This window comes from Virgibacillus sp. NKC19-3 (assembly GCF_019837165.1).
GTDB classification, from domain to species: Bacteria; Bacillota; Bacilli; order Bacillales; family Amphibacillaceae; genus Virgibacillus_L; species Virgibacillus_L saliphilus.
Genome location: NZ_JAGYHC010000001.1, coordinates 3,801,443 through 3,827,530 on the forward strand (window position 1 = coordinate 3,801,443; position 26,088 = coordinate 3,827,530).

A 26,088-nucleotide genomic window follows, 5' to 3' on the forward strand; every position below is an offset into this window, starting at 1 on the left:
TGCCCGTTCTCAGGATTTCCAGCTCAATATGGGACTTCATTTTACCCATGAGTGCCCGTTCTCAGGATTTCCAGCTCAATATGGGACTTCACTTCAGTAGCAACGAAGCGATGATGACTTTCGCCCGCTGGGGCATACGTGCGACTTTAGCTCTGTCTGCGCCTGAGGCCTGCAGCCGCTAAGTCTTCTAGGTTACTCCTGTGTTGGCTCCTAGTTTTTGGCGCTTGGGGCTGAATACGGCCGTTTATCTATCAATAGTTATGCGCAAGCCAACAATTTTATAAATCCCAAACATAAAAAACGGAGACGATCAGCACTACGCCAATCATCTCCGCCTAAACTTTATCTACAGATCATCAAATCCATTCAAATCACTTGTCTTCGTATATTGCCTGGACTTCTGTTCAAAGAAGTCGGTCTTCGTGCCATCAAAGTTATCCACATACGCGCGGATCCACTTCATTGGATTATCCACATGTTGGGGATAAATCTCCTCAAGTCCCATCATGCGAAGCATTTTATTGGCCCGATACTTGACATAGCCTGCCATTTCCTCAAGGTCGATACCTTCCACATCTGCCAATACATAGTTGGACCACTCGATTTCCAACTCAACCGATTCCTGAAAATGGGCATAAATCCAATCCGTAAACTCACTTGTATTGTACTGGGGATTTTCAGCAAGTGTTGCACGAAACAATTCTGCGATAAAGCGCCCATGTTCGAGTTCGTCACGGTTAATATAGCTGATCATGGTCGATGTACCGACCATCTTGTTATGCCGGGCCAAGTTATAGAAAAACGCGAAGCCGGAATAGAAGAACATGCCCTCTAACAAGGATGTGTACACAAGCGTCTTTAGAATATTTTCGATGGTTGGTTCTTCTACAAACGCATTATATTGCTTGATGATATTCTCATTTCGCCGCAGTAGTACAGGATCCTTCCTGCCAAGATCGAAGGATTCATTTTGCTCATCCAACGATACGACAGAGGAAAGTACATAAGAGTAGCTTTCATTATGCACCGCTTCCTGCTGGGAAATGACCGCCATAATCGATTGCACCGACGTATCGGTGGAATATAGGGACAGAAGCAATGCCGTTCTTGTTTGTGGACCATCCAATGTGGATAACAGGCCAATGATTTTCAAATATGCCTCTTGCTCTGATTCCGTCAACATTGGAAACTGCTTCACATCACTGGACATATTGATTTCATCTGCTTGCCAGTAGTTACCCACAAGCCGCTTATACATTTTATACCAATGTGGATAAGCAATGTCATTCCAGTTTAAAATTCCACTTGATTTCCCGCCGAATAATCCTGTTGATTTATTCGGATTACGCGGTTCCAACGTTTTCGCTTTCTCAAGCATAGCTCTTGGCAAGATGCAACACTCCTTCTACCCATTCATCTATAATTGCTTCTTGACTACCTCTCGGGGATTGTTCAATCTTCAACCCATTCCACCGGCTGTGATAAAAAGTAGCCAATTTATCCACAGCCCTGCAGAATAAATCGTCACCACCAAATTGCGTATCTCCTGTTCCAAATACCGCAATATTATCCGGCTTATAGCCAACTTCCAACACGAAATCCTTCACCTCATCCGGCGTGCTTCCCTGTTCCCATGTGAATGTTCCAAGAAAAATATAATCATACATGGCGGGATCTATCGGGGCATCAATTCCGATCTGATGCCGATCCACAGTTAGGTTTTCATGCGCTAATTTCGTTTCAATAGAATCCGCTACTTCTTCTGTATTTCCACTATAGGATAAATATGCAATTAGGATTTTCAACTTTCACACCACTCACATTCTTCGACTTCATTCGCTGTTGAACGAACATAATAGGTCGTCTTTAATCCTTCCCTCCAGGCCTGCAAATGTACATCCAAAAGCACGGATGCGCGAATGGTATTTGGCACATAGATATTGAATGAAATACTTTGATCAATATGCTTCTGACGTGCGGCATTTTGCTTGACTGACCAGCGTTGATCCACAATATAAGCAGAGCGTCGATAGACTTCATACGTATGATGATTTAAATCCGGTGCCGTTGTCGGGATCTTAAAATCCTTCTTTTCCTCATTATAAAATGGCTTAAAAATCGGATCAATACTTGCGGTTGAGCCTGCAATCATCGAGGTGCTCGAGTTAGGCGCTACCGCCATTAAGTAGCCATTACGCATTCCATTTGTTTCTACTTCTGCTTTTAATGACATCCATTTATCATCGGTGTAGCCTTTTTGTGTAAAATACGTTCCATCGCTCCATTTACTACCTTCAAACGCTGGATAGCTTCCTTTTTCCTTACTTAATTCCATGCTGTTTTTAATCGTTAAATAGGCAATTTTTTCATATAATTCATCGGCAAATTCTACCGACTCTTCAGATTCCCATTTCATATTTTTCAAGGCTAATAGATGATGCCAACCGAATGTACCGAGGCCAATCGCACGATATTTCTGATTGGTTAACTGCGCATTTTTTATCGGTAGGGTGTTAATATCGATCACATTATCAAGCATCCGTACTTGAATTTTAATTAACGGCTCCAACACATCATCCGGGACAGCTCTTCCAAGATTAATAGAGCTCAAGTTACAAACAACATAGTCACCCGTCTTGTATTTTTGTACTATGGTGTCTTCATTTTCAATGAATTCTTCTATAAATTCACTTGGTGACTGGTTCTGCGTAATTTCGGTGCATAGATTGGAACAATAGATCATACCGTTATGCGGATTGCTATTCTGTCGGTTCACCTCATCACGGTAAAACATGAAAGGCGTGCCTGATTCGAGCTGAGACTTCATCACCCGTTTCATGATATCAATGGCAGGGACGCGGCTTTTCGAAAGCTGCTCGGATTGTACACATTCCTCATATTTCCTGCGCCATGTTCCATCTCCTCTTTCCTCATCATAGAAGTCTTCCAGGGAATAGCCCATGACCTGACGTACTTCATGCGGATCAAATAGATACCAATCCTCTCGTTTTTCCACTTTTTCCATAAAGTAGTCCGGCAGCGTAACCCCTGTAAAAATATCATGGGCACGCATTCGATCGTCCCCGTTATTTAATTTCAAATCAAGGAACGGTTCGATATCTTTATGCCACACATCTAAATAAATCGCAATGGCACCTTTTCTTGTCCCAAGCTGATCGACACTCACTGCTGTATTATTCAGCTGTTTAATCCATGGGACAACACCACTGGACATCCCTTGAAAACCTTTGATCGCACTGCCGCGACTGCGGATTTTACCCATGTAAACGCCAATGCCGCCACCATTTTTGGAGAGTTTCGCAATATTGGTATTACTGTCATAGATGGATTGTAAACTATCATCAACCGTATCGATGAAGCAGCTGGATAATTGACCATGCGTTTTTCCGGCGTTCGTTAATGTTGGTGTCGCAACTGTCATATACAGATTGCTAAGCGCCCAGTAGCTTTCCGTAACAAGCTGAATGCGTTGCGCCTTGGGTTCGTCCTGCATGAGATACATCGCAATAATCATCCAACGTTCTTGCGGCAATTCATATGTATTTTTTGCGTGATCGGTTGCCAGATATCTTGTTGCAATAGAATATAATCCTAAATAATGAAAAAGCAGGTCACGTTCCGGCTGCATATATGCTGCGACCGTATCGATTTCTTCTTTCGTATATTTCTCTAATAAATGACTTGCGTAAATCCCTTCCTGGGTAAGTGTCTGAATAAGCTCATAAAAATTCCCATAACGCAGAGCAGGATCATAATTCCTATTTTTTCCTGCTTGACGGTAAAGTTCTTGTAAGTAAATTCGACTTGCCACATAGGTCCATTCCGTATTTGCCTCGTCGATATTTTCGAGTGCATTTTTGATTAAGATTTCTGCCGTTTTTTCTGGTGTGGCATCTGGTTGAATAGCTCTTAAGGATTTTTCCTTGTATTTCGCTGTGTCGATTGATAGATTTTCCGCCGCTCGATCAATCATTTGAATGATGTGCTCCTCATTAACTGCTGCTACTGTTATCATGCGTAATTCTCCTTTTTATAAAATAAAAACCCGTTCATTCGTGAATGAACGATAAATAGCAACACAAACGTGCGCTCACCTTCTCTCCCCAAGGAGAAACGATACTTCAGCTATGGGAAGTATCTCAACTTGAGCTTCTCTCTACTAAAGTCTCTCTCATATGTTATAATATAATAGGTAGCTCATCGTCCACACGAACCGTTGCTGGATTCAGGTCCAAGTTAAGACCGGATTTCCTTTACAGGCAGCAATTGCTGTCACCGTAGCGAAACACTATATATAGTTTAACTTGACTAAAATGATCTCAATATGTTGTATACAACTCTATCATATATGCTTATAGAATGCAATGGATTTTTCTGTTCATTTCTTCTTTCCATTAGCTCTGAAATTGCTCCAATCGAGTAAAGAAATCTTTGAGAAATTGATAGAATAATTTTTCTGTCGGAAGCAATTGGCGATCAGATGGAACAATAACCCCTACCGTTCTGGTGACATTTGGTTGCGTAATTGGCAACTTCACTGTTGCACGTGGTAAATTATCAACAAGCGTTATCTCCGGTACAAGAGATACGCCAAGCCCCGCAGAAACCAATCCCTTTATGGCATCAATATCCTTTCCTTCAAAGGAAACATTCGGTTCAAACCCCAGTTGCCTGCATGCATCGATCGTAATATTGCGCAGGATAAAGTTTTCCGGAAACAGTACAAAGGAGTCCTCCCTTAATTCATTTAAATGCAGTGATTCAGATGTGGCAAGGGGATGAGTTACCGGCAATAACGCAGTCATACTTTCCGAAAAAAGAATGGTACCTTTTAATTTCTTTTCCTTCATCGGAACAGGCCCCAGTAACGCCATATTAATTTCACCCTTGATGACGGCCTGTTTTAATTCATAATAAGATCCCTGATTTAATTGAAACTTCACATGTGGATAGCGCTCCCGAAATGCAGAAATCGCTGTCGGCAAAATATAACTCGCTATACTACTGGGAAAGCCAATATGAATCGTCCCCAACTCCGGATCGGTGTACTCTTCAATGATTTGCGCAACATCATCAATCACGTGGATGGCATTTTCCATCCGGTCCAAGAATACTTTCCCAATCGATGTTAAACGGACACTCCTTCCCTCACGTATAAATAAATCAACACCAAGTTCCGCCTCCAGGTTAAAGATTTGTCGGCTAATCGCGGATTGGGCTACATGCAAAGTGTCAGCCGCCTTCGTCACATGTTCTTGCTTTGCCACCTCAATGAAATATTTAATCTGTTTCAGTTCCATAACACTCACCTCTTTGTCCATTATCGCATATTGGCATTGATTTCATCTATAATTGATATTGTTTCGATGAATTATTTTTAGTAAAATTAAAGATACTTACTCATTTCCGATTCGAATTTTTACTTCCGTATATGCCGATAAACAAAAAGTAAGGAGGAATAGAATGATAAATGCCGTTGGAAAAAAAAATAGGACAGAAACCAAGCAAAACGTCCACGACTATTTAGAAAAAGTGTACGAAACTGTTGTAACGCGCGACCCAAACGAAACCGAATTCCACCAAACTGTAGCCTTAATCTTCAAATCCCTTATCCCTGTCCTAGAAAAGTACCCCATCTATATGGAAAAAGGAATCTTAGAACAAATGATAGAACCCGAGCGTGTGATTACATTCCGTGTACCATGGGTTGACGACAAAGGCAACCCACATGTAAACCGCGGATTCCGTGTACAATTTAATAGTGCATTAGGACCATATAAGGGTGGCCTAAGGTTCCATCCGTCCGTTAATTTAAGCATCGTGAAGTTTCTTGGTCTGGAGCAAATCATTAAAAACTCCCTTACCGGACAGCCTATTGGTGGTGGAAAAGGTGGAGCCGACTTTGATCCTAAAGGTAAATCAGATAATGAGATTATGCGCTTTTGCCGAAGTTTCATGACAGAACTGGCAAAATACATCGGGCCAAATACCGATATACCAGCTGGTGATATCGGCGTGGGAGCTAGAGAAATCGGCTATATGTTCGGCCAATACAAGAAAATTCGTTCCAGTTTCGATGCTGGCGTTTTAACCGGAAAAGGATTAGAATACGGCGGCAGTTTAGCACGTAAAGAAGCTACCGGTTATGGAACCATCTACTTTGTAGAAGAAATGTTGAAGGATAAAGGTCAGTCCATTCATGGATCGACAGTAATTGTATCAGGCTCCGGAAATGTATCCATTTATGCCATCGAAAAGGCGATAGAACTTGGTGCAACTGTTGTTGCATGCAGTGATTCAGGCGGCTATATTTATCATGCCAATGGGATCGACCTTGATGTTGTAAAAGAGATTAAAGAAGGAAATAATGGGCGAATCCGCGAATATACCGAAAAGTATCCGGAAGCCGTTTATGTAGAAGGATGCACAAGCATCTGGGAAATCCCCTGTGATGTTGCACTCCCATGTGCTACGCAAAATGAGCTTGATGAAGATGCAGCTCATCTACTTGTTCAAAATGGAGTTAAAGCAGTAGGGGAAGGCGCTAATATGCCTTGCAACGCCGAAGCTATCGATGTATTTTTAGACAACGATGTATTATACGGCCCTGCAAAAGCTGTAAATGCCGGTGGTGTAGCCGTGTCTGCCCTGGAAATGTCCCAAAACAGTATGCGCATGTCTTGGACGTTTGAAGAAGTGGACGGGCAATTAAAAGAAATCATGAAAAACATCTACCAGAATTGCGTCTCCGCCTCTGAAGAATTTGATCTTCCAGGCAATCTAGAAGCCGGAGCAAATATCGCAGGCTTCCGAAAAGTAGCGGATGCAATGCTGGCGCAAGGTGTTGTATAATTATGAAAGAAGCTGTCTGCAAATGCAAAATTGCATCTGCAGGCAGCTTTTTTAATAAGCTGATTCATGAAATGGATAAACACGTCACTTCTTTTTATCAAATGAGATCCATTATTTATACGGATTTGAAATAATTGGAAAAAACAGCATGGATAGAATATGGAAGTTTGCTATTTCCTGTTTTGGGAATACATTCTACATAAGAAGATAATAACATGTATGTTGAAAAAGTGTATGCGTTTCATTACTTTAAGGAGAGGTTATATGTCATACGTAAGTTTTGGCAAAAAGAAATCTCAATATTTAAGTGTACTTACAGGAGTTTTTACCATGCCTATAATTGCTATTCTTACCTTTTTAGGTGTAGTTCCACTAGAACCTGCTGTTGGATGGCTAGCTGCCGCAGTATTTGTTGTCAGTCTTTTTCTTTTATTTACAAAATTTAAGAATGCAAAATTTGGGATGAAAAAAGGAGACGAAAAAAATTTTCCATAATATGGAACAAGCAAGCAGTGTTGCCCGCTGTATGCTTGCTTGTTCATTTCTTCTTTCGTATCCCAATCACACGACCGACTTCCTTAGGCTTTTCATCGGGTGTATGGGCTTCTGCTAGTTTTTTTACCGCAGCAAAAATCGTCTCCGGAAACGGGGCCGGTTTTCCAGTTGCCTGGTCCATCCCCATGAGCATTTGTTCACTTGTTGCAGCACGCTTGCCATCTTTTCCGTACAGTTCATAAAATACATGTACACGCTTCTCATCATAATCAATGACTTGCACATGCACCTTGAATGGCTCGTGACGTTTCATTTCATCTAAATAGCAGACATGGCTTTCCAATGTAAACATCGTGTACTGTTTGTCGTCTCGAAAACGTTCGTCCAGACCGATTATGTCCATAAATGCATCGACACCCCAGCTGAATACACGCACATACTCCGCATCATTCATATGCCCATTATAATCGATCCATTCATCCCTTACATTATCTTGAAGTATTACGTTTGCTGTTCCCACCTTACATTCCCTCCATTACGAGCCGTTGACTGTAGCTGCCGGCCAATATTTTTCTAATAATTCCTGGAGCTCGATCAGAAATTGATCTCGTCGTTCTTCCAGTTCATCCATTGAGGTATTTGCTGTTTGCCTTTCTGTGCCTGTAATTACTTTCGCAGCAAGTTCATCCGTTAACTCCGGCGCTACTAATTTCGTCCATGGCAGTTTTAAAGCCGGGCCAAATTGTTCCAGCAAATGCGTCATGCCTTGTTTTCCACCACCCATATGCAAGGTTAGAAATGGACCCATTAATGCCCAGCGCAAGCCTGGCCCATAGACAATAGACGCATCTACTTCTTCTGTTGTTGCCACACCATCATTGACGATGTGGAGCGATTCCCGCCAGATTGCCTCCATCAGCCGATCTGCCACATGTCCTTCTATTTCTCGCTGCACGACAAGCGGCTTCATGCCAATGCGGTCATAAAAGGATGTTGCCTTTTCAATACATTTATTCTCCGTTTGCTTTCCACCAACCACTTCGACCAATGGCATTAAATATACTGGATGAAAGGGGTGTGCCACGATAACGCGCCCCGGATCATGTACACAATCCGCCTGTAATGTACTCGGTAAAATTCCCGATGTGCTTGAAGCAATCACGGTCTCTTTAGGTGCGTATTGGTCAATTTCAGCAATCACCTTCTGTTTTAGCCCTTCTCGCTCTGGTACATTTTCCTGAATGAAATCTGCATGCGAAACAGCTGTTTGTAGATCTTTTTCGAAATATAGACGATCGATGGAAGCTCCTTTGGCTAAACCTACTTTTTCCATGGCTGGCCATGCTCGTTCTACTGCCGCGCGACTACGTTCCTCTGCTGTTGGATCAGGGTCGCTCGCTGTTACCTGATAGCCATTTGCCAAAAACCGTGTAATCCAGCCATTTCCGATAACACCGGTTCCTACTACGGTGATGTTTTTCATCTGTGCTGTTGATTCTTCTACATTCATATTAATTCGCCTTTCCATTTGGGTTCTGTAAATTTAAATGCGTACGTGCATCTGCTGGTGACATAATATCTGAACCAAGGCTTTGCACAATACCTACTGCCTTATCAACCAATTGCTCATTGGTAGCAAGTTGGCCTTTCTTCAAATAAAGATTATCTTCTAAACCGACACGCGCATTACCACCTTGAAGCACAGATTCTGCCACCATCGGCATTTGCATCCGCCCAATTCCAAACGCAGCCCAATTCGCGTTTTCCGGGATACGTGTCCGCATATAGCTCAAGGTTTCGGCATCAGCATCCGCTCCCCACGGGATTCCTAAGCAGAATTGAAAGAGTGGGTCTCCGTCAATAAGACCTTCTGCAGCCAATTGATTGGCAAAACGGATATGCCCGGTGTCAAAGCATTCCAGCTCTGGTTTGACACCACTTTCTTGAATAAGACTGGCTTGTTCACGTAACCAATTGCTCGGGCTTACATACAATTGATCGCCAAAATTCACACTACCACAATCCAATGTGCACATTTCCGGAAGTAGTAATCCGACAGGCTCATGTCTCTCTTTTGGTGTTTGTATATCTGTACCTGCACCACCCGCTGTCGGATCCACATCGCTTGGCACCCAATCACCGCCACCGCCGGCTGTAATATTTATAATAACATCCGTATCTGCCTCCCGGATACGCTCCACTACTTCTTTAAATAGGTTCACGTCATGACTTAATTTTCCTGTTTTTGGATCGCGTACATGCACATGAGCAATCGTTGCACCTGCTCGCGCTGCTTTAATTGCTGCATCTGCAATTTCCTTCGGGGTTATCGGAACATGCGAACTCTTTTCTGTCGTATCTCCCGCACCTGTTACCGCACATGAAATAATCACATTTTTATTCATGATATTTTCCTCCTTTGATTGTATCTACATGTTTCCACAAAAAGGTAGTTTTATTAATTCCTCATACGTCCTGTAGCTGTGAACGCACGTTGAATGCTTCATTATTCTTATGAAACTGTAACATGCATCGAAAAAAATAAAAAATACAATTATACACCGTAATTTGGAGCATACTAAAGAAAAAGCAAGTATGTTAGTTGTAAACTTTATACAACTTAAATTTTACAAAGTTTATACTTAAAATAACCTTTTAAAGGTAGGAAGGAATTTCACTATGAATGCAAAATTAATTGATTGGCCTACATTTATCGGTGCGTTAGTTGTCTTGTTATGTGTGACGATTCCACTAATGCTTTTTCCGGAGGCCGGAGCTGAAGTTATCAATATGGCGAACCGTTTTATGACTGGTAACTTTGGTGTACTCTACATGATCCTTGGTTTATTAGTTTTCCTTTTTCTGTTGTTTGTTGCGTTTAGCAAAAACGGCAAAATTAAACTCGGTGATAAGGGAGATGAGAAAGAATTTGGCGATCTCTCCTGGGCAGCCATGCTATTTGCCGCCGGTATTGGTTCAAGTATTCTGTATTGGGCAATGATCGAGTGGGCTTACTATTATCAAGGGCCGCCATTTGGTGAAACACCTGAATCAAATGAGGCCGTGCAGTGGGCAACTACTTATGGTATTTTTCATTGGGGGCCAATTGCCTGGGCCATTTATACGTTACCCGCACTACCCATTGCTTACTTCTATTATGTTCGGAAAAACCCGGTACTTAAAATTAGTAAAGCAGTACGACCTGTACTCGGTAAGTTAGCGGATGGCCCGCTTGGTGTCATTATTGATATCTTGTTCATATTTGGGTTAATGGGCGGGGCTGGAACGACCTTAGCGCTGGGAACACCCATGATCGCAGAAGGAATTAACGACTTGACAGGAATCCCGGTTACACTGGGCCTCCAAACCGTGATATTGCTTTTATGTACAATTATCTTTGCCATTAGCGCGTATTCGGGGTTAAAACGAGGAATTAAAGTGTTAAGTGATGTTAATTTATGGTTGGCCATTTTCATTCTTTTATTTATTTTTGTGTTTGGACCAACGGTTTTTATCAGTGAAGCAACCTTTTCCAGTTTTGGAATCCTTGCTGATAACTTTTTTCGGATGGCTACATGGTTAGAGCCGTTCGGTGACTTAGCCGGATTCACGGATACGGAATTCCCAGAATCGTGGACCGTGTTTTACTGGGCGTGGTGGGTTGTTTACGCCCCATTTGTTGGACTTTTCGTTGCACGTATCTCCCGTGGACGGACCATTCAACAAATGATTATTGGCACCATGGTATATGGTACCATTGGCAGTGTCCTGTTCTTTGGCGTTATGGGTAATTTCGGATTATATCTCCAATTATCCGGAGAGTTTGACGTGATCGGCCATATGAATGAATTTGGCGCAGCCTCCGCTATTATTGCTATTGTGAGCCAATTACCAATGGCAGGGATCATGGTAGCATTATTCACCATCCTTGCGATCATATTTTTAGCAACAACATTTGATTCCTCATCCTTTATTCTTGCAGCCGTCGTACAAAAGGAAGTACAAAGTGAGCCGATGCGTTGGAATCGGTTGTTCTGGGCATTCACCTTGTGTATATTGCCACTTGTCATGATGTATATTGGAGGGTTGGAAACACTGCAAACCGCAAGTATTGTCGCAGGATTCCCGGTTATATTTATCATGTTCTTACTTGCTTGGTCCTTTATGAAAGCATCCAGCAGTGATATTAAAGCATCCAAAGATTACACATCCCCAACGATTTATATTGATCCTAGCGAAACGGTAAAGCAAAAACGTAATCAAGAGTAACAACCAAGTGAGGGGGCGTAGAGGGCGTTGTGGAGAGTTAGAAGGCAGCAGTGTTTTCGAAACGGATGACCAGGAGCTTCTTGGTGTTTAAAACCTCGGACCGTGCTGGCTATAAAAAAGGGGAAGCATAATCCTGTGTTGCTTGTGCTTGAGAACGTCTCTCTCATACATGGTTAAGCTCTGTTTACGGGGTTCATGTGCTTGAGAGCACCTCTCTCATACATGGTTAAGCTCTTTTTCCAATTTCATATACTTGAGAGCTCCTCTCTCGTACATGGTTAAGTGCTGTTTCCAGCTTTCATGTACTTGAGAGCTCCTCTCTCGTACATGGTTAAGCTCTTTTTCCAGCTTTCATGTACTTGAGAGCCCCTCTCTCGTACATGGTTAAGCTCTTTTTCCAATTTCATATACTTGAGAGCCCCTCTCTCGTACATGGTTCAGCGCTTTTTCCGATTTCATGTGCTTGAGAGCTCCTCTCCGGTACATGGAGTAGCACAATTCCTTCACACTAGAGAGTTCAGGAGTGCTTATAGGCATCCGGAAACTAAAAAAAGCACCCAAAACGGGCGCCTGGCTTAATCATTAACTACTATCGATACGTTGGAGAGACTATTCCTCTTGAATCCGAGCTAATCCAATAATATGATGTATACCAACTAGCCCTACACCCATCACTGCAAATAATTTGGTGGTGAATTTTTATGTTGCTTCCGTTTAACTTCAGCAAATAAATCCTCTTGCTGATCTGGAGGAAGAGGTTGATTGTTCGCTTGATTATTGGTATTTATCATTCCTAAATGCTGCATGATTTGGTCTAGGGTTTGCTGTATCGTTTCCAGCTGTTGCAAATCTTTTTTCGTTGCGGCCTGTGCCTCTGGCTTTAACGCATATCCTATTTGACCATTTGGCTCGAGTGTCGCCCATTGCACGTCACTTATCCGCGCTATATTTTCCTGGCGTAAATTCATCTCTAGCTGGTCTACTGTTAACCGCAGCTTCCTTAAGTTTTTCTCATGCAATGTCCCATTTTCGATTAACACTTTTGATTTACCGGTGATTATGTTTTCGAAAAAGTCCCATTTGATTTGCAAGAACTCCATGACAATCAATGTCAGCACGAGAATAGCACCTACTCCGAGCGTTACCCAAATGTTTTCCCCGGCAACTGGTTGAATTAATAGAGAGCCAATCCCAACCATGATCGCCGTTTGTGCAAGCGTCATTTGTGAAATTGATTTTCTTCCGGCAAATCGCAAAAGAAGTGTTCCACCGAGGATAATGATGACAGCTTTCCAAATCCAAGCAAATTCCATAACGATACGAGCTCCTTTTTTAAGGTTGATATATATAGTTTGACTTATAGACTTGGTATTATGCGCCTGCCAGCAAAAACAAAAAGACACCCACCTTCACAGGAAGGGAGTGCCTAAGGAAGTTTATTTCATTTTCACATCTGTTTGAGCAAGCTGGTCCAATACAACGCCTGCTCCATAATCCATACCCTGGCAGCCAGCTAATAGAACAAGATCGTCTTCGCCAGCTTTCGTTAGCGATTCTGTGATCGCATCCGGAAGTTCATCATACAGATGAACCTTTATATTTGCTTCTTCCATCACATGCATAAATGCATCTAGTTCCTCATCTGTGACTTTATCTTTTTCCGTTGTATGAGCCACACTCTTGGTTGCCGTTACTTCATTAATGCCAAGCTCCCCGGCCCAATCAGCGAGAACTTCCGCGTTGTCTCTATTAATTTTTGCTCCGCGCCCGCCTCGGATCGCATAGACGACATGCAGATTATGGTAATCCATGAAATGGATGGTTTGCAACGTTACTTTGATATTTCCCGGATTGGCAAAGTGGTCGTCCACAACTTTGAATTTGTCTTCATAAATAAATTCAAATCTTCGAGGGACGCCGGTAAATTCTTTTAGTGATTGTTGAATCGTCGAAATAGGCACGCCATTGAGCAATCCAATGATAATCGCAGTCATGGAATTATACACGGAATGCAGTCCCGGTACAGCAAGCTCTACATTAAATTGACTAGGCTTGTACGTGATATCATCCACTGTAAAAGGTTGTAAAATCGCAAAGGTAAACTTTGCTCGACCTGTAGATAGATCCAAATCCTTACATTGCACGATACCCTTGTTACTGTTAACTCCAAATGCGATAACAGTCGCATCTGTCTGATCAACAAGGGATGCCGAATACGTGTCATCGAGGTTAAGCACAGCAAAACTATGGGCAGATGCATCGCGAATCAGACTTGATTTCACTTCAAAATATCTTTCAAAAGAACCATGCGTATCCACATGCTCCTGGCTGATGTTATGAAGGGACACAATATCATAATCGACTGCCTCCACACGGTACATTTCAAGCGCTGCAGAGGAAACTTCCATGCTCACATGAGAAACGTCATTACGAACCATTTCATTTAAAAAATACTGCAAGTCCAATGACTCCGGCGTTGTAAGTTCTGAAGGAATGGAAGATTCCCCATTTTTAACATTGACCGTTCCAATTAATCCGGTTTTAAAAGCATGATTTTCCAAAATAGCATTTGCCATATACGAGGTTGTTGTTTTCCCATTCGTTGCCGTAATACCGATCATTTTCAATTTTTCGGAAGGATGATGATAATAAGCTGCTCCTATTTGCGCTAATGCTACGCGACTATTTTCAACAAGAACTTGGGGAATTTCCACATCTTCCTGTATTTCTTCTACGACAGCCACTTTTGCTCCTCGTTTTGCGGCATCAGCAAGATATTTATGCCCATCCGTTTTATAGCCTCTGATGCAAACAAAAAGATGGCCTTCTGCGACTTTTTGCGAATGATAGGAAACACCGGAAATATCCATATCCGCTAACGTTGGGTTGTTTTCTATCCTTATTGCGTTCATCAAATGATTCAATTTCATATTGGTTACCTCCACTAAACCTTGTTCGCCTTGCTTTCCTCTATATGTACATAAACAAATCGTTTTTGAATATCTTTAATCCATTAAGTATAGCATATTTTTTAGGTAGTTAACAGAAAAACCTCATCTGCATGAAAGCAACATGCACAACACGAGTATGCCTTCTCGCATCAGTTCGACATTCCCCTTCAGGCTAATGGAAAGCTGCATTTATTGATTAAAATCATACTCTAAATAAAACAGCAAATGAGCTGTCTCAAATTCATGGCATACATTTTGCGACAGCTCATTTCCCTTTTCTTTTTAATGTTCTATCCAGCATTGCGGGCTCAACAGCAACAACCTATTCAAACGTGCTTGTCGCTTTATCCCTGCAAAAGGAGACAAGTTGATTGCCTACTTCTGCCTGAGGCACCGTAGAATCAAAGTCATCCTCGGATGTTAATGCATTTGCCATTCGCAATCCGACTACGCCCCCGGGCATCAGCGTAACAATATTACCACCATATCCCTTCATATTCGGCAGATAAAGTTCATCTCCTTCTGACGAGCGATAAGACTCAATGTGCCAATTCATCGCATAGTATTGAGGTCCAAACGCATTCTTATCTCCCTTTGGAATGGCTAAAGTAGGGAGATCTTGTTTGGGTAATATACTTTCCACCAACTCGCGATGTAGTATCTGGTTACCATTCCAGTAACCGCGCTTTTCATAGAGCAAAGCGATTTTAGTTAAGTCATCTAATGTGGCGTGGTAACCGAAATCCATTCTGGGATGACCGGATGAGCCATCACCCTCAATGCTGTGATTTACTGGTGCATAGTAGATACCAATGGGTTCGTACACTTCTTGCTTAAGCAATTGATCCAACGTAGCCCCTTCCCCCTCCTTATGCTGGAGATACGCTTCCAGAGCAACACCAAGAAGGAAGGCATCTTGATCACGATAGTTATACTTCGTCCCGGGCTCCCAAACCCGAGGATAGTCTAATGCTTCCCTCATCTTTTCATCCTTCGATGGAGCTAAATACCACCGGTGATAATCACACAAATAGCATGTTGGATCGTCAGTAGTGGCACCGCGTCCCGAAGCCATATTAGCCATATCCAAGTAAGTGACATCATTCCATGCTTTTTGGGATGCTGGTATTTGGATATAAGTGGCAATTTTTTCATCAAGCAGACTACATCCATACTTCTGAGCTAAGCGTAACATGGCAACGTTCATCATCGCTGTTTTTGTCACAGACCAAACACCATAACGAATGTCATCACCATATGGAAATGGGCCAGCAGCGAAATAACATGGCGATCGATATAGCACGCCCTCATAGAAGAGGCCGGTTTGGAGGACGTGTTTTTCCTCTTCGGCGTTTCTCGCCCCATGAAATGCCGCTAGATGACGGCCCCCAACCTTTTGTTTTAATGCATCGAATGGGGCGGTTGGAAAGCGACTTTCGAGATGTCGTCGATAAACATTTTTATGCTCCTCTACGTTATCTATTCCACCAGGCTCATAGGTTGCCTTCATAACTCCCCAGGCATTGAAATAACTCGATACGTCGAAGGGACCTGTCTGGGCAACGATCTGAAATCGAACATGGGAAACATTCGCTTCTTTATAAAGAAACATGGCGATTCCTATATGGGTCTCTCCTTCTAAGCGATTAACGAGCGAAAACGGAAATGAAGCACGGTTCCAACCGTTATCTTGGTCAACCTCTCTCCAAACGCGCCCCGGTTGGACAATGATATCCCAGTAGCTTCTTGTGTGCTCCAACGTACCATTGGGGATGACATCTTGTGTCACGGGAACGAGATACTTATCATCCACCGTCATAAATGCGAGAGATACGTCCGGGAAAAACGTAATATCTTTGCCATGTACGTTTTTCGTACTGAACTTCGGGCTCATTCCCATTTGTGTACCTTCAAGCTTTAACGTACCCTCAAATTCCATCGAAGGCTCTTGCGCGTTATCGGGGGCGGCGAATTGATCATTCTTCGTTAATCCCTTAACTTCCGTCCCCTCGATGAGTTCATTCCAGGTAATTGGATCATTCGCTATTTTCATCATTGCATGGTCCTCTCTTATCTATATCTAATCGTAAATGCTCACTTGTCCGTCGTGTCATGATTGAATGGTGCATCGGATGAAACAACAGGAGCCTATTTTTTAATTTCCATTTTTCATGTCATCAATCTTATCTTGATTGTTATCAATCCATTCCTCTGTTACTTTATCAGGATCCTCTCCACTATCAATTTCGGCTATCATTTGTTCCATATCTTCCATAGATATGCTCCAGTTGCTTAAAAACTGAAATGCTTCAGGTGCTTTCTCTTCTAATTCTTTATTCGCAATAACATGAATCTCACTCGAATCAAACAACCCTTCCTGTTCGGTTGCTTCTTCATTCGTTAGTATTTTTAAATCGAATTTATCAAACATCGAATGCGGACGCCATCCATAAAATAAAACAGGATTCCCCTCATCCATTTCTCCTTCTGCAGCGGCAAGCATAGCTGCTTCTGATGAATTGATCATTTCAATATCCAGGTCATAAAAATCGATAACTTTTTCCATATCCTGCATTGCTGGGTCGCCTTCGCCAATGGCCATCATTTCATTATTGACTATATCCTCATTCCCTTTTAAATCTTCAACGTCATTGATATCCTCCATATACGCAGGAACCACCATTCCGGAATTAGCATCATCATAACTGACAGAGATACTTTCAATGGAATCAGAATACCTTTCAATATATTGTCTTTGTGCTGGAAACCACGAATCCATAAATATATCAACATCGCCTTCTGACATGCCGGTATATACACTACCAGTATCGGCATCGATTTCTTCTATGTCATAACCCATGTCTTCTAAAATTTTGCCAGCTATTTTCGTTGGTGGAACGGTACTTGTCCAGTCCGTGACGCCAAACGTTAACGTGTTCTCATCACCTTCATCAGAATCACCACTTGATGAGCAGCCGTATATGACTGTTGATACTAAAATTGCTAGTAGAATAAATCGTATTTTCTTCATTTTACACCTCTCCTAAACATATTAAATATCGCTCATTGTAAGCTCTTATATTACTGTTATGACATGGTTCAAGAACATTTTATAACCGCTTTTCACCCCTCGCTTATTACCAGCTGGTTTACTATATTTATCGTTCTTCGTCATATGTTTAAACTCCAGCAAGGTAAAAACACCTCCGTATTGTCTTTTCTTCATTGACGCTTTGTTTAGTATAGAAAAATACCTCTCATATGAAAAGAAGCATTTAAGCCTGTAAACTTTTAAAAATCTATACAATTTATATTGTATAAACTTTAAAAACTATTTTCTTAGATTTCCTTTGATTTCCTCATTCTTAGAAATGCCTTAGATTTTTTCTTTTCTTTTGGATGTATGTTAATGTAACAGAGAAAGTGAAGGGGGGATTTTGTGACAAACACGCGGGAAAATGTTCTGGATCAACTCAAAGAAGCCGAAGATCAAATATCGGATCGAATTGCAGACAATATGAGCACATTTGGTGTTTCTTCGACAATTGGAAGATTGCTTGGCATTATTTATTTAAATCGGGAACCAATGACACTGGATGAGCTTGCAGTCAAAACAGGCATGAGTAAAACAAGAATGAGTCAAGTCATGCGTCAAATGATGGCACTGAACATTGCTGATAAAAAGTTTGTGAAAGGAAGCCGTAAGGAGCATTACACGGTAGAAGATAATTATGTGCAAACATTCATATCATTATTTACGACGAATTGGAAAGATGTAGTGAGTAAAAATTCCTTACTAGCTAAACGCCTTCAAGACAAAATTGCACACATTGAACAACAGAATGATGGAACTTCTGATAAGCAAGTAGAAAAGAAAATAAGTGAGTTAAAGCAAGAATTGGATGATTGGGTGGCATATTATGATTGGATCGACCGACTTGTAGACTTTTTTGAAAGTGGAAAAGTTTTCGATGTTGTTCCTGTAACGCAAGAAAATACTACTTCTGATGATCAGGGAGATGCCAAACATAAGTAGTGAAGGATAGGTATGATCCTATTGCTTGTTACTTACAAACACAGTAGGATTAACGTTTTAGAAAAGCACTAACCCGCCTTTCAAAAAGACAAGAAACCAGACGATGTTCCTAATTATGAATGTGCATCGCATCAACACAATAGGCTGGTTAGCTCAAGACATATATTGGTGATGTAAAATCGGTAAAAAAAAGCTGGTTCAAAAGGCTTAAAACCTCTCAAACCAGCTTTCCTACTTATTCATATTCGAGAAGAAGTCACCCAAAGGATCGTCATCTTCTTCATCATCTGCTTCCTCTTCTTGTTGTGCGTGGAGGTCGTTCTGCAATGCACCCAGATCCACATCATCCAATGAAACATCTGAATTCGACGCTGTCTCCTTCTTGTCTCCTTCATCGGCTGCAGCACTTTCCTGCAAATACAACGCCTCATCGATATTACTTGTGTTACTATTTAATGAGGCCAGCAGCGTCGTCGCACGCATGGGATCATTTAATAATTGATAGAGAATCGTTCCAATGAGCGCCTCCGAGTGCTCATGTTTTAACCAGCTTTTCTGCTCCTTTGTAAGCTGTTTCGGCATGGGAATCGTGATCGTTTCCCGTTCTTTCGAATAGGTTTCGTTCACACCCTTTAAGACATACTGAGCAATTTTGCTGGAAAAGTTTCGTCGCTCTGTTTCTTTTAACTTCTGCAATTGTTTTAAAAGGTAATCCGGCGTATCAGAGGGGACACGAAATGTAATAGACTGTCCCCGTTCTATACTATTCTTAGACATCCTCTCACCCTATTTAGCTTCCGTCGTTGCTTGCTCTTCCTTCACGTTTTCCTTATTGTCATCTTTACTTGATTTTCGGACAAAATCTGTAATTAACTTATAATACGCATTTGCCATCATCCAGATACTTTCATTTTCATCTTCAAAGAATTCAATATTAAAACCATCCATCTTATTGTTTAGCGCTTTGATATAATCCTTCAATACGGTAGATCCCCCACCGACAAAATAGCAAATCTCCGATTGTGAATTTTTCTGCCAAACATTTCTCAAGAAGCGATATTCCTTTTTCGCAAGTTCCAATAAAATATGATCAGTGATGTCATGGACATTCGTTCTGCTTCCTTTTACCATGATATGATTTCGATCATTTTTCCGGGTGATGATGTCAACAACGTCCCGGCGACTGTCCAATTCCACACCGTGTTTGGAGCGAATTTCTTCCCGGATATCCTCCAGAGACTCAGAAACTCCCAGGTTAAACCCTTGTGCCTTATCATCATCCACATTACGATTTCGAATGACTGCAATATCTGTTGACAAGCCACCAATATCCTGGATTAAAATTTGCTTATCAATCAGATCCTTATTTATCACTTTCAGGTCATTATCCATAATTAAGTTCACGTAAGCCGCAAAGCCTTCCGGGTAAACCTTGACTTCATCAAATTTAATATTTACCTTCTTGCCTTGATATTTTGGTGTTACTAAAAATTCTACTTGATGTACAGAACCCAACAACTGAGAACGATACCCTACATCTTTTCCTTCCTTCACTTCACGTAAAGGTAGTCCGGTTCCAAGTGTATAATTCGCATCAATGATGTCTTTTTTTGTTGACTTAAATGCGTCACTTGTAACAGCATCTAGTGCAATCGATGCGAAAAGCATGACCAGGGTCTGATCCTCTTCCGATTTACTACCACCGGGATCAAGCTCAGTTGAATTACTGCTCTTGGTTGCTAAATTACCTACACGATAAACTGCATTATTTTCCTCCAGTGCTGGGGAGTGCACTCGAATATGGATATTATCCAGCACATCTTTCTCATCTAAATCCTCTATTCCAATTACCGGACGATCCTCCAAATCTGGTGCGATAACGTTAGGTATGTACACTGTATTTTCCATTTTGCCAAAGTTTGCCTTTAGCGCATCATTTCCAACATCTACTGCTGCAGTTCTTGGTTTTGTCATTGTAACATTACTCCTCTCGAAAAATAGTACTATTACTAGGTTAATAGTTTTTCATAAAATAATCAATAAAACTTTTTCTGCATTCATTTTTGTTTACATGATTACAATTTGCAAACACCTTTAAAACAGCATGTACACATATTTGAACACAAGAAAACTTTTTTGTATTCTTTTGTAAACATTTTGCATACATGTTTACATTTATGTTTGCAAGCATAAAATTGCCATTATTAACCATATAAAAAAGAGACAAGAGTATCCACTCTTATCTCCATTCCCCATTTTCAAATAACTTCTCGTTCCCAATGTCTGTGTTGGGCAATTGCCTCGGAAAACATAGTCACGAATTTCTGATGATTATCATTCATCACAATACCGGCGCTTTTTTGCATATTATTTTCCTTCAGCCATTTCTCCCCATCATGTGTGGCGCCAATTGGTTTATAATGCTTGAAAGCTTCATTCAAAAATTCAGTCGTATCGTTATGAAATACACTACTTTCGCCACTTCCTCCGACAATATAGAGGGCATCATACAATACCGCGTGCGTCGTTATAAACGTGTAATCGACCTTCAAATCCTCCCCATTATCCCCTGTTACAACACCGAGTTTTTCACTTACAACCTCATACACAATGCCTTTTGCCTGCAATCCGTGCAGAATATCCTTCACTTCCTTGCAACTAAAACCATGATTTAATATAACCCCCACTTTACGGGTTGCCGGTATTTTTGTTGTATTGGCCTGACTAAGAGCTGGTGATGACTTGGTCACATTGGATCCACCCTTACTTGGCGGCGTTGCTCCAATATTTTTTGCAAATGCAGTAGCTAATTCTAAATCTACATTGCTAAACATTTCCACGACCTGCTGCCTAATATTCATGCTTTTCACCTTACCAACTTCAAAGCTAAAGGCATTAATAATATGCTGCTTTTCCGTCTCACTCATGCTATTCCAAAATAGCTTCGCTTGAGAAAAATGATCCTTAAAACTGGAACTGCGTGCTTGAACCTTTTTGCCCTCCAGTTTTTCCTGGTAATGAACAAATCCGCCCTCGGCTGCAGTTGATGTGGCTGGTGTATTATTGGCAAGTGAATTATTATGATAAGCAACATTCCCCCTGTTAATCGTCTGCCTACCATAGCCATCACGCTGATTATTATGGAACGGACAGATCGGTCGGTTCGTCGGTAATTCATGAAAATTCGGTCCACCCAATCGAATTAGTTGGGTATCCGTATAGGAAAATAGACGCCCCTGCAGCAAAGGATCGTTGGTAAAATCAATGCCCGGAACAACATTTCCCGGGTGAAACGCTACCTGTTCCGTTTCCGTAAAGAAATTATCCGTATTTCGATTCAAGGTAAGCTTACCGACAATTTTCAGAGGGACATCTTCCTCTGGCCAAAGTTTCGTAGCATCCAGTATATCGAAGTCAAAAGCAAATTCATCCTTTTCATCAATGATTTGCACCCCGAGTTCATATTCCGGAAAGTCACCTCGCTCTATCGCATCATACAAATCGCGTCGATTAAAGTCCGGATCTTTGCCAGCCACCTTCTGCGCCTCATCCCAGACAAATGAATGAACACCAAGCACTGGAAGCCAATGGAATTTGACAAAATGCGCTTTTCCTTTCTCATTTACAAAACGAAATGTATTAATGCCAAATCCTTGCATCATCCGAAAACTGCGCGGTATAGCTCGATCGGACATAAGCCACATGATCTGGTGGGCTGATTCCTGATTGTTGGCAACCCAATCCCACAGCGTATCATGTGCTGCTGTTGCCTGTGGAATTTCATTATGGGGTTCTGGTTTAATCGCATGAACAACATCCGGGAATTTCATGGCATCCTGAATGAAAAAAACAGGCATATTGTTGGCAACTAAATCGTAATTTCCTTCTTCTGTGTAAAACTTTGTCGCAAATCCGCGTACGTCCCTAACAATGTCCGAAGACCCCTTGGAGCCTACCACGGTAGAAAAACGGGTGAACACAGGGGTTTTTGTCCCTGGTGTTTGCAAAAAGTTAGCTTTCGTATAGGGCTTCATGGATTCGTAAAGCTCAAACTCTCCATGTGCCGCAAAACCGCGCGCATGCACAACCCGCTCAGGTATACGTTCATGATCAAAATGCGTCATTTTTTCACGAAAATGAAAATCCTCCATCAGGCTCGGGCCGCGTTCACCGGCAGTCAAGGAAAACTCATCCTCCGAAATCTTAAGCCCCTGATCCATTGTCATTTTTTTATTCAAATCATCAACCTTATACTGTTCCAATTGTGCTTGTTTCTTGTTTTCGCTTCCTTTGTTCGTATCACTCATAAGTGTTCCCCTTTCCATTGGTAAAAGCTACATTTCTTAGCCTTTCCCAAAGGGGGGTTCTTATAAGATGTCATTCCCTTTTTTTATACATTATTTCCCTTCGGATCATCTTTCTACATTAATGCTCCATCTCCACTTCCTTATTCCGTGCCATATACCATTTATAAAATGCACTGGCCCATCCCACTGGTACATCCTTCATTTCTGTGTGCTCAACGGGCTTAGCGCGATTAACCGTAACTAGAGAGGCTAAGCCTAATTTCTTCTGCAGGATATTTCGTGTTGCTTGAACCTCTATGATCTTGTTCCGTTTGGAAAGAAATAACGATGTCGTAAATCCACCGGTTTTGAATTGGACAAATTGATCATTCAATACATAACGCGAATGAACGTAATTTAATATTCGAGAGACCATAATCAGAACTAGAAGGATAATGGAAATGATCCACCACGACTGCTCCACTCCAAAAAAGTCTGCCTTCGTAAAATATAGAACAGCTGTTACAATGATCCAGAACCAACTTGGCATAAGCATGCGTAACCAGAACGTCCTTCTAGGCAGGCGTTCCATCGTTTGGCACACCTGATACGCCGGTAATAACTCCGTAATCATGGCATACGCACGTTTGACAGGCAGAAAGGGATATAGCGTATTGATTTCTAAGTCATCTTCGCCCATTCCACCAGCACTGGTCAACTTTACCTCTGCCAGCCCGAGCATCCGCTTCATGAATGATTGCTCCACACTCACTGCCTGAACATTGTCTTTGGTAATCGAAAAATAGCTCTCTTCCAACATACCTTTTGTGATATAAATTTTCTCGCTATCCGAAGCAATCTCATACTTGCCGTATCTCAACATCGTCCAAATAACTCCTGCACCAATAGCAAGAAGTACTACGACAAGCAGGAAAAGGCTAATCATCCACCAAGAACCTAATATCGAGGAAAAGAACCCTTCTACTTCCCCATCCACACGAAACATTTGCTCTGTTTGAGAAATAAAGGATCCTGCGATTGGAATAACAGCGATAAAACTAAACGATGTAAAAGAAGCTTTAAGCGTATCCCTTTTCGTTGGTGTGAAATGGACAGTAACACCTGCTTCGCGTTGCTGTTCGGGATTGGCCTCTACGCTATCTGATAACACTATCCCAGCGCTATCATTCCCTTCCTCCCCCTGTACTTTTCCTTGAATTCGCTCCTCGATCTGCGTTGCTTCCTTAGGTGTAAGCACGTCGAAGTTCACCGTACCACCATCACCCTGAATACTCGTTTCAACAGTAAGGGAGGTCATATTGAATAATCGATGAAACACCTTCGTTTTCCGCTTCACATGTTGAATTTTCGTATAAGGAATGGTCTGCTTTGTCGTCGTAAAAAACTTCCGCTGCAATTGAAGCGATGTCTCATCAAATATATACGTACGCGTCAACCATTTAATCGGTATGTACAGAAGCACAAGTCCAAAAATAACAATAAATGCCATTCGTCCGTACGTAATCAGCCAAAAATCCGAATCTCCCTGAATCACAAATAGGAGAATGATAAAGAAAAAGGAATTCTTGATTAATTCCCAAATGTCATACAGAATCGTAAGCGGATGATGCCGCTTTTCTTCGATCATTCGTCTGCCTCCTTCACCTTCGCATAGCGGGCAATTTGACCCCTTAGTTCCATGGCAATTGGCTTGGGCAATGCCGGAATCACATGCTCACTCCCCATCGTGTTCACGGTAATGGCGTATAGGTTGTACCTGCGCAACAATGGACCCTGATTGGTAGATACAGATTGGATTTTCGTCATCGGTACCAGCTCATGCTTTTCTTTCAATGCACCTGATTTTAATTGTAAAAATTCCTCGCTTATCCCATAGCGCCAATGTTTGTAAAGTAAAAAGGCCTTAAAAAAAGACCAAATTGTTCCTATAATAGCTAACACGGTTAATCCGATAAAGATCCAGCCTATCCATTCCCTCCAAGACAAATAATAGTCAAGGTAAAATAGGACCCCCAGTATGATAAATCCAACCATATTCTCTGCTGTTTCCCTGATTAACCAGACCTTAATACTATCTTTCGATAATCGATTCTGTGGTGCTGGAATATCTGTGTACAAAAGATCACCCTTTTAGTTTTAACCCAGTCATTTATCTACAATACCTGCTGCAACAATCGTCGTATAAAAGTAATTCGTTTTCCATCACAAATTATCATGCCCCATATTTAAGTAGGCTGAATATCATTTCCCAGGTAATAATTATTTTTTCATTACTTCTCCTCTATGAATCGTAAAAGATAACACTTTAACAATTTCCTTCCTACCAATCTTCTTTTTAGCATTCCTTATTGCTATAGTGCTTCCGACATGTACCCGACCTCCAGATTTGTTATATATGGTTGGGATAAATATAACTAAACATATTATCTATTGCAATATTTTTTTATTGATATTCAATAATATTATATTGCTTAACGTTATTATATCATTAACAATAGAAAAGAGATATGTTACCATTGCTATACAGTTCAATTATACCGATAAACAAATGTGAGCTTAATCAGTAAGGAGTGTACATATGAAATCAAACATTATATTCAAAATAACATCGATACTTTGTTTAGTCCTTTTCTACCTTGTCCTTTTAACTGGTGTTGTTACAATAATTGAATATGCCTCACGAATTTGGATGCCCGGTAGTGGATTAGCTAGATCTTTTGGAACCTATGAACCAATATTCGGCTATATGGATCTCCATTTTTACCAACAACCAGATCTTTACGCGGATAAATCCTTTATATTCCTAGATTTTATTTCCTATGCGGGCTTATTTTTGTTTGCCCTCCTATTTTTATGGTTTATGTATAAATTATTAAAAAACATCTATGGAAATAGTATTTTTATGTATGAAAATGTCTCTATTCTTTTCAAACTAGGGATAACCTTTCTTGTGTTGGGGGCTGCTACAACTTTTATGGACGGACTATTATTATCAAAAGCTATCACTGCACTGGATATTTCCAATGCTTCCATTGCCTTTTCAAATATCGCCTATGTTGATTTTATTATTGTTGGCATTGTCCTTCTCATTATTTCCTCGGCAATGAAAATGGCCGTTAATGCAGTGGAAGAAAATGAAAAAACAATATAAATACGA

At 41.3% G+C, this 26,088-nt stretch carries 21 protein-coding genes; 5 read left to right on the plus strand and 16 right to left on the minus strand.

Going from position 1 to position 26,088, the window contains the following annotated elements; translation table 11 throughout:
• Positions 1 to 346: 346 nt before the first annotated feature.
• The 4 genes from KFZ56_RS18100 to gltC all read right to left on the minus strand — a co-directional run bounded on the left by KFZ56_RS18100 (position 347) and on the right by gltC (position 5,321).
• Positions 347 to 1,390: a ribonucleotide-diphosphate reductase subunit beta gene (locus KFZ56_RS18100; RefSeq protein ID WP_222643541.1), complete on the minus strand. Its 1,044-nt coding sequence runs from the start codon at positions 1,388 to 1,390 to the stop codon at positions 347 to 349.
• Entirely contained in the window at positions 1,371 to 1,805 is a 435-nt protein-coding gene (locus KFZ56_RS18105; RefSeq protein WP_222643543.1) for a flavodoxin, read from the minus strand. The genes KFZ56_RS18100 and KFZ56_RS18105 overlap by 20 nt, the downstream gene beginning before the upstream one ends.
• Entirely contained in the window at positions 1,802 to 4,036 is a 2,235-nt protein-coding gene (locus KFZ56_RS18110; RefSeq protein ID WP_222643544.1) for a ribonucleoside-diphosphate reductase subunit alpha, read from the minus strand. The genes KFZ56_RS18105 and KFZ56_RS18110 overlap by 4 nt, the downstream gene beginning before the upstream one ends.
• 379 nt (positions 4,037 to 4,415) lie before the next feature.
• The gene (gene gltC, locus KFZ56_RS18115; protein ID WP_222643545.1) at positions 4,416 to 5,321 is read right to left on the minus strand and encodes a glutamate biosynthesis transcriptional regulator GltC; all 906 of its coding nucleotides are present in this window, start codon (positions 5,319 to 5,321) and stop codon (positions 4,416 to 4,418) included.
• Between the two features lie 163 nt (positions 5,322 to 5,484).
• Between gltC and gdhA the strand changes: the two genes are divergently transcribed.
• Both gdhA and KFZ56_RS18125 read left to right on the plus strand, forming a co-directional pair.
• Entirely contained in the window at positions 5,485 to 6,873 is a 1,389-nt protein-coding gene (gene gdhA / locus KFZ56_RS18120; protein ID WP_222643546.1) for an NADP-specific glutamate dehydrogenase, read from the plus strand.
• 264 nt (positions 6,874 to 7,137) lie between these two features.
• Positions 7,138 to 7,368, plus strand: coding sequence for a hypothetical protein (locus tag KFZ56_RS18125; RefSeq protein WP_222643547.1), 231 nt, complete (start codon positions 7,138 to 7,140; stop codon positions 7,366 to 7,368).
• Between the two features lie 43 nt (positions 7,369 to 7,411).
• Here the strand turns inward: KFZ56_RS18125 and KFZ56_RS18130 are convergent, their stop codons facing one another.
• Genes KFZ56_RS18130 through KFZ56_RS18140 form a run of 3 tightly spaced genes read right to left on the minus strand, consistent with a single transcriptional unit; the run spans position 7,412 to position 9,773 of the window.
• On the minus strand, positions 7,412 to 7,888 hold the full coding sequence (locus KFZ56_RS18130; protein ID WP_222643548.1) for a thioesterase family protein: 477 nt from the start codon (positions 7,886 to 7,888) through the stop codon (positions 7,412 to 7,414).
• 15 nt (positions 7,889 to 7,903) lie between these two features.
• Positions 7,904 to 8,878 (minus strand): 3-hydroxyacyl-CoA dehydrogenase NAD-binding domain-containing protein, encoded by a 975-nt coding sequence (locus KFZ56_RS18135; protein ID WP_222643553.1) that lies wholly within the window; start codon positions 8,876 to 8,878, stop codon positions 7,904 to 7,906.
• 1 nt (position 8,879) lies between these two features.
• The gene (locus tag KFZ56_RS18140) at positions 8,880 to 9,773 is read right to left on the minus strand and encodes a beta-keto acid cleavage family enzyme (RefSeq protein ID WP_222643554.1); all 894 of its coding nucleotides are present in this window, start codon (positions 9,771 to 9,773) and stop codon (positions 8,880 to 8,882) included.
• A 274-nt stretch (positions 9,774 to 10,047) separates the two neighbouring features.
• Here KFZ56_RS18140 and KFZ56_RS18145 point away from each other — a divergent pair, with 274 nt between their 5' ends.
• Complete coding sequence (locus tag KFZ56_RS18145; RefSeq protein ID WP_222643555.1) at positions 10,048 to 11,637, plus strand: BCCT family transporter; 1,590 nt, start codon at positions 10,048 to 10,050, stop codon at positions 11,635 to 11,637.
• 671 nt (positions 11,638 to 12,308) lie between these two features.
• Here the strand turns inward: KFZ56_RS18145 and KFZ56_RS18150 are convergent.
• From KFZ56_RS18150 to KFZ56_RS18165, 4 genes are all read right to left on the minus strand, one after another.
• Positions 12,309 to 12,950 (minus strand): DUF421 domain-containing protein, encoded by a 642-nt coding sequence (locus tag KFZ56_RS18150; RefSeq protein WP_222643556.1) that lies wholly within the window; start codon positions 12,948 to 12,950, stop codon positions 12,309 to 12,311.
• A gap of 123 nt (positions 12,951 to 13,073) precedes the next feature.
• Positions 13,074 to 14,567, minus strand: coding sequence for a Mur ligase family protein (locus tag KFZ56_RS18155; protein WP_222643557.1), 1,494 nt, complete (start codon positions 14,565 to 14,567; stop codon positions 13,074 to 13,076).
• 343 nt (positions 14,568 to 14,910) lie between these two features.
• A complete protein-coding gene (locus KFZ56_RS18160) occupies positions 14,911 to 16,644 on the minus strand; it encodes a serine hydrolase domain-containing protein (RefSeq protein WP_222643559.1) in 1,734 nt (577 codons plus the stop codon).
• 99 nt (positions 16,645 to 16,743) lie between these two features.
• Positions 16,744 to 17,619 carry a glycine betaine ABC transporter substrate-binding protein gene (locus tag KFZ56_RS18165; RefSeq protein ID WP_222643560.1) on the minus strand — a complete coding sequence of 292 codons (876 nt, stop codon included), beginning with the start codon at positions 17,617 to 17,619 and terminating at the stop codon, positions 16,744 to 16,746.
• 408 nt (positions 17,620 to 18,027) lie between these two features.
• Between KFZ56_RS18165 and KFZ56_RS18170 the strand changes: the two genes are divergently transcribed.
• The gene (locus KFZ56_RS18170; RefSeq protein ID WP_222643561.1) at positions 18,028 to 18,624 is read left to right on the plus strand and encodes a GbsR/MarR family transcriptional regulator; all 597 of its coding nucleotides are present in this window, start codon (positions 18,028 to 18,030) and stop codon (positions 18,622 to 18,624) included.
• Between the two features lie 231 nt (positions 18,625 to 18,855).
• Here KFZ56_RS18170 and KFZ56_RS18175 read toward each other — a convergent pair whose 3' ends face one another.
• From KFZ56_RS18175 to KFZ56_RS18195, 5 genes are all read right to left on the minus strand, one after another.
• The gene (locus KFZ56_RS18175) at positions 18,856 to 19,401 is read right to left on the minus strand and encodes a hypothetical protein (RefSeq protein ID WP_222643562.1); all 546 of its coding nucleotides are present in this window, start codon (positions 19,399 to 19,401) and stop codon (positions 18,856 to 18,858) included.
• A 9-nt stretch (positions 19,402 to 19,410) separates the two neighbouring features.
• Positions 19,411 to 20,598 (minus strand): ParM/StbA family protein, encoded by a 1,188-nt coding sequence (locus KFZ56_RS18180; RefSeq protein ID WP_222643563.1) that lies wholly within the window; start codon positions 20,596 to 20,598, stop codon positions 19,411 to 19,413.
• 284 nt (positions 20,599 to 20,882) lie between these two features.
• Complete coding sequence (locus tag KFZ56_RS18185; RefSeq protein ID WP_222643565.1) at positions 20,883 to 22,931, minus strand: catalase; 2,049 nt, start codon at positions 22,929 to 22,931, stop codon at positions 20,883 to 20,885.
• A 118-nt stretch (positions 22,932 to 23,049) separates the two neighbouring features.
• Positions 23,050 to 24,558, minus strand: a complete 1,509-nt coding sequence (locus KFZ56_RS18190; RefSeq protein ID WP_255585224.1) for a PH domain-containing protein — start codon at positions 24,556 to 24,558, stop codon at positions 23,050 to 23,052.
• A complete protein-coding gene (locus KFZ56_RS18195) occupies positions 24,555 to 25,049 on the minus strand; it encodes a PH domain-containing protein (RefSeq protein ID WP_222643567.1) in 495 nt (164 codons plus the stop codon). The genes KFZ56_RS18190 and KFZ56_RS18195 overlap by 4 nt, the downstream gene beginning before the upstream one ends.
• A 460-nt stretch (positions 25,050 to 25,509) precedes the next feature.
• Here KFZ56_RS18195 and KFZ56_RS18200 point away from each other — a divergent pair, with 460 nt between their 5' ends.
• Complete coding sequence (locus KFZ56_RS18200; protein WP_222643568.1) at positions 25,510 to 26,082, plus strand: DUF2975 domain-containing protein; 573 nt, start codon at positions 25,510 to 25,512, stop codon at positions 26,080 to 26,082.
• Positions 26,083 to 26,088 lie beyond the last annotated feature (6 nt).

What these genes read in the sequence shown, in the direction of transcription:
- KFZ56_RS18150 (WP_222643556.1), bottom strand. Translation starts at nt 12,950, where the DNA reads ATGGAATTTGCTTGGATTTGGAAAGCTGTCATCATTATCCTCGGTGGA.
- KFZ56_RS18165 (WP_222643560.1), bottom strand. Translation starts at nt 17,619, where the DNA reads ATGAAGAAAATACGATTTATTCTACTAGCAATTTTAGTATCAACAGTC.
- KFZ56_RS18175 (WP_222643562.1), bottom strand. Translation starts at nt 19,401, where the DNA reads ATGTCTAAGAATAGTATAGAACGGGGACAGTCTATTACATTTCGTGTC.
- KFZ56_RS18140 (WP_222643554.1), bottom strand. Translation starts at nt 9,773, where the DNA reads ATGAATAAAAATGTGATTATTTCATGTGCGGTAACAGGTGCGGGAGAT.
- KFZ56_RS18135 (WP_222643553.1), bottom strand. Translation starts at nt 8,878, where the DNA reads ATGAATGTAGAAGAATCAACAGCACAGATGAAAAACATCACCGTAGTA.
- KFZ56_RS18110 (WP_222643544.1), bottom strand. Translation starts at nt 4,036, where the DNA reads ATGATAACAGTAGCAGCAGTTAATGAGGAGCACATCATTCAAATGATT.
- KFZ56_RS18180 (WP_222643563.1), bottom strand. Translation starts at nt 20,598, where the DNA reads ATGACAAAACCAAGAACTGCAGCAGTAGATGTTGGAAATGATGCGCTA.
- KFZ56_RS18125 (WP_222643547.1), top strand. Translation starts at nt 7,138, where the DNA reads ATGTCATACGTAAGTTTTGGCAAAAAGAAATCTCAATATTTAAGTGTA.
- KFZ56_RS18190 (WP_255585224.1), bottom strand. Translation starts at nt 24,558, where the DNA reads ATGATCGAAGAAAAGCGGCATCATCCGCTTACGATTCTGTATGACATT.
- gdhA (WP_222643546.1), top strand. Translation starts at nt 5,485, where the DNA reads ATGATAAATGCCGTTGGAAAAAAAAATAGGACAGAAACCAAGCAAAAC.
- KFZ56_RS18145 (WP_222643555.1), top strand. Translation starts at nt 10,048, where the DNA reads ATGAATGCAAAATTAATTGATTGGCCTACATTTATCGGTGCGTTAGTT.
- KFZ56_RS18200 (WP_222643568.1), top strand. Translation starts at nt 25,510, where the DNA reads ATGAAATCAAACATTATATTCAAAATAACATCGATACTTTGTTTAGTC.
- KFZ56_RS18155 (WP_222643557.1), bottom strand. Translation starts at nt 14,567, where the DNA reads ATGAAATTGAATCATTTGATGAACGCAATAAGGATAGAAAACAACCCA.
- gltC (WP_222643545.1), bottom strand. Translation starts at nt 5,321, where the DNA reads ATGGAACTGAAACAGATTAAATATTTCATTGAGGTGGCAAAGCAAGAA.
- KFZ56_RS18160 (WP_222643559.1), bottom strand. Translation starts at nt 16,644, where the DNA reads ATGATGAAAATAGCGAATGATCCAATTACCTGGAATGAACTCATCGAG.
- KFZ56_RS18185 (WP_222643565.1), bottom strand. Translation starts at nt 22,931, where the DNA reads ATGAGTGATACGAACAAAGGAAGCGAAAACAAGAAACAAGCACAATTG.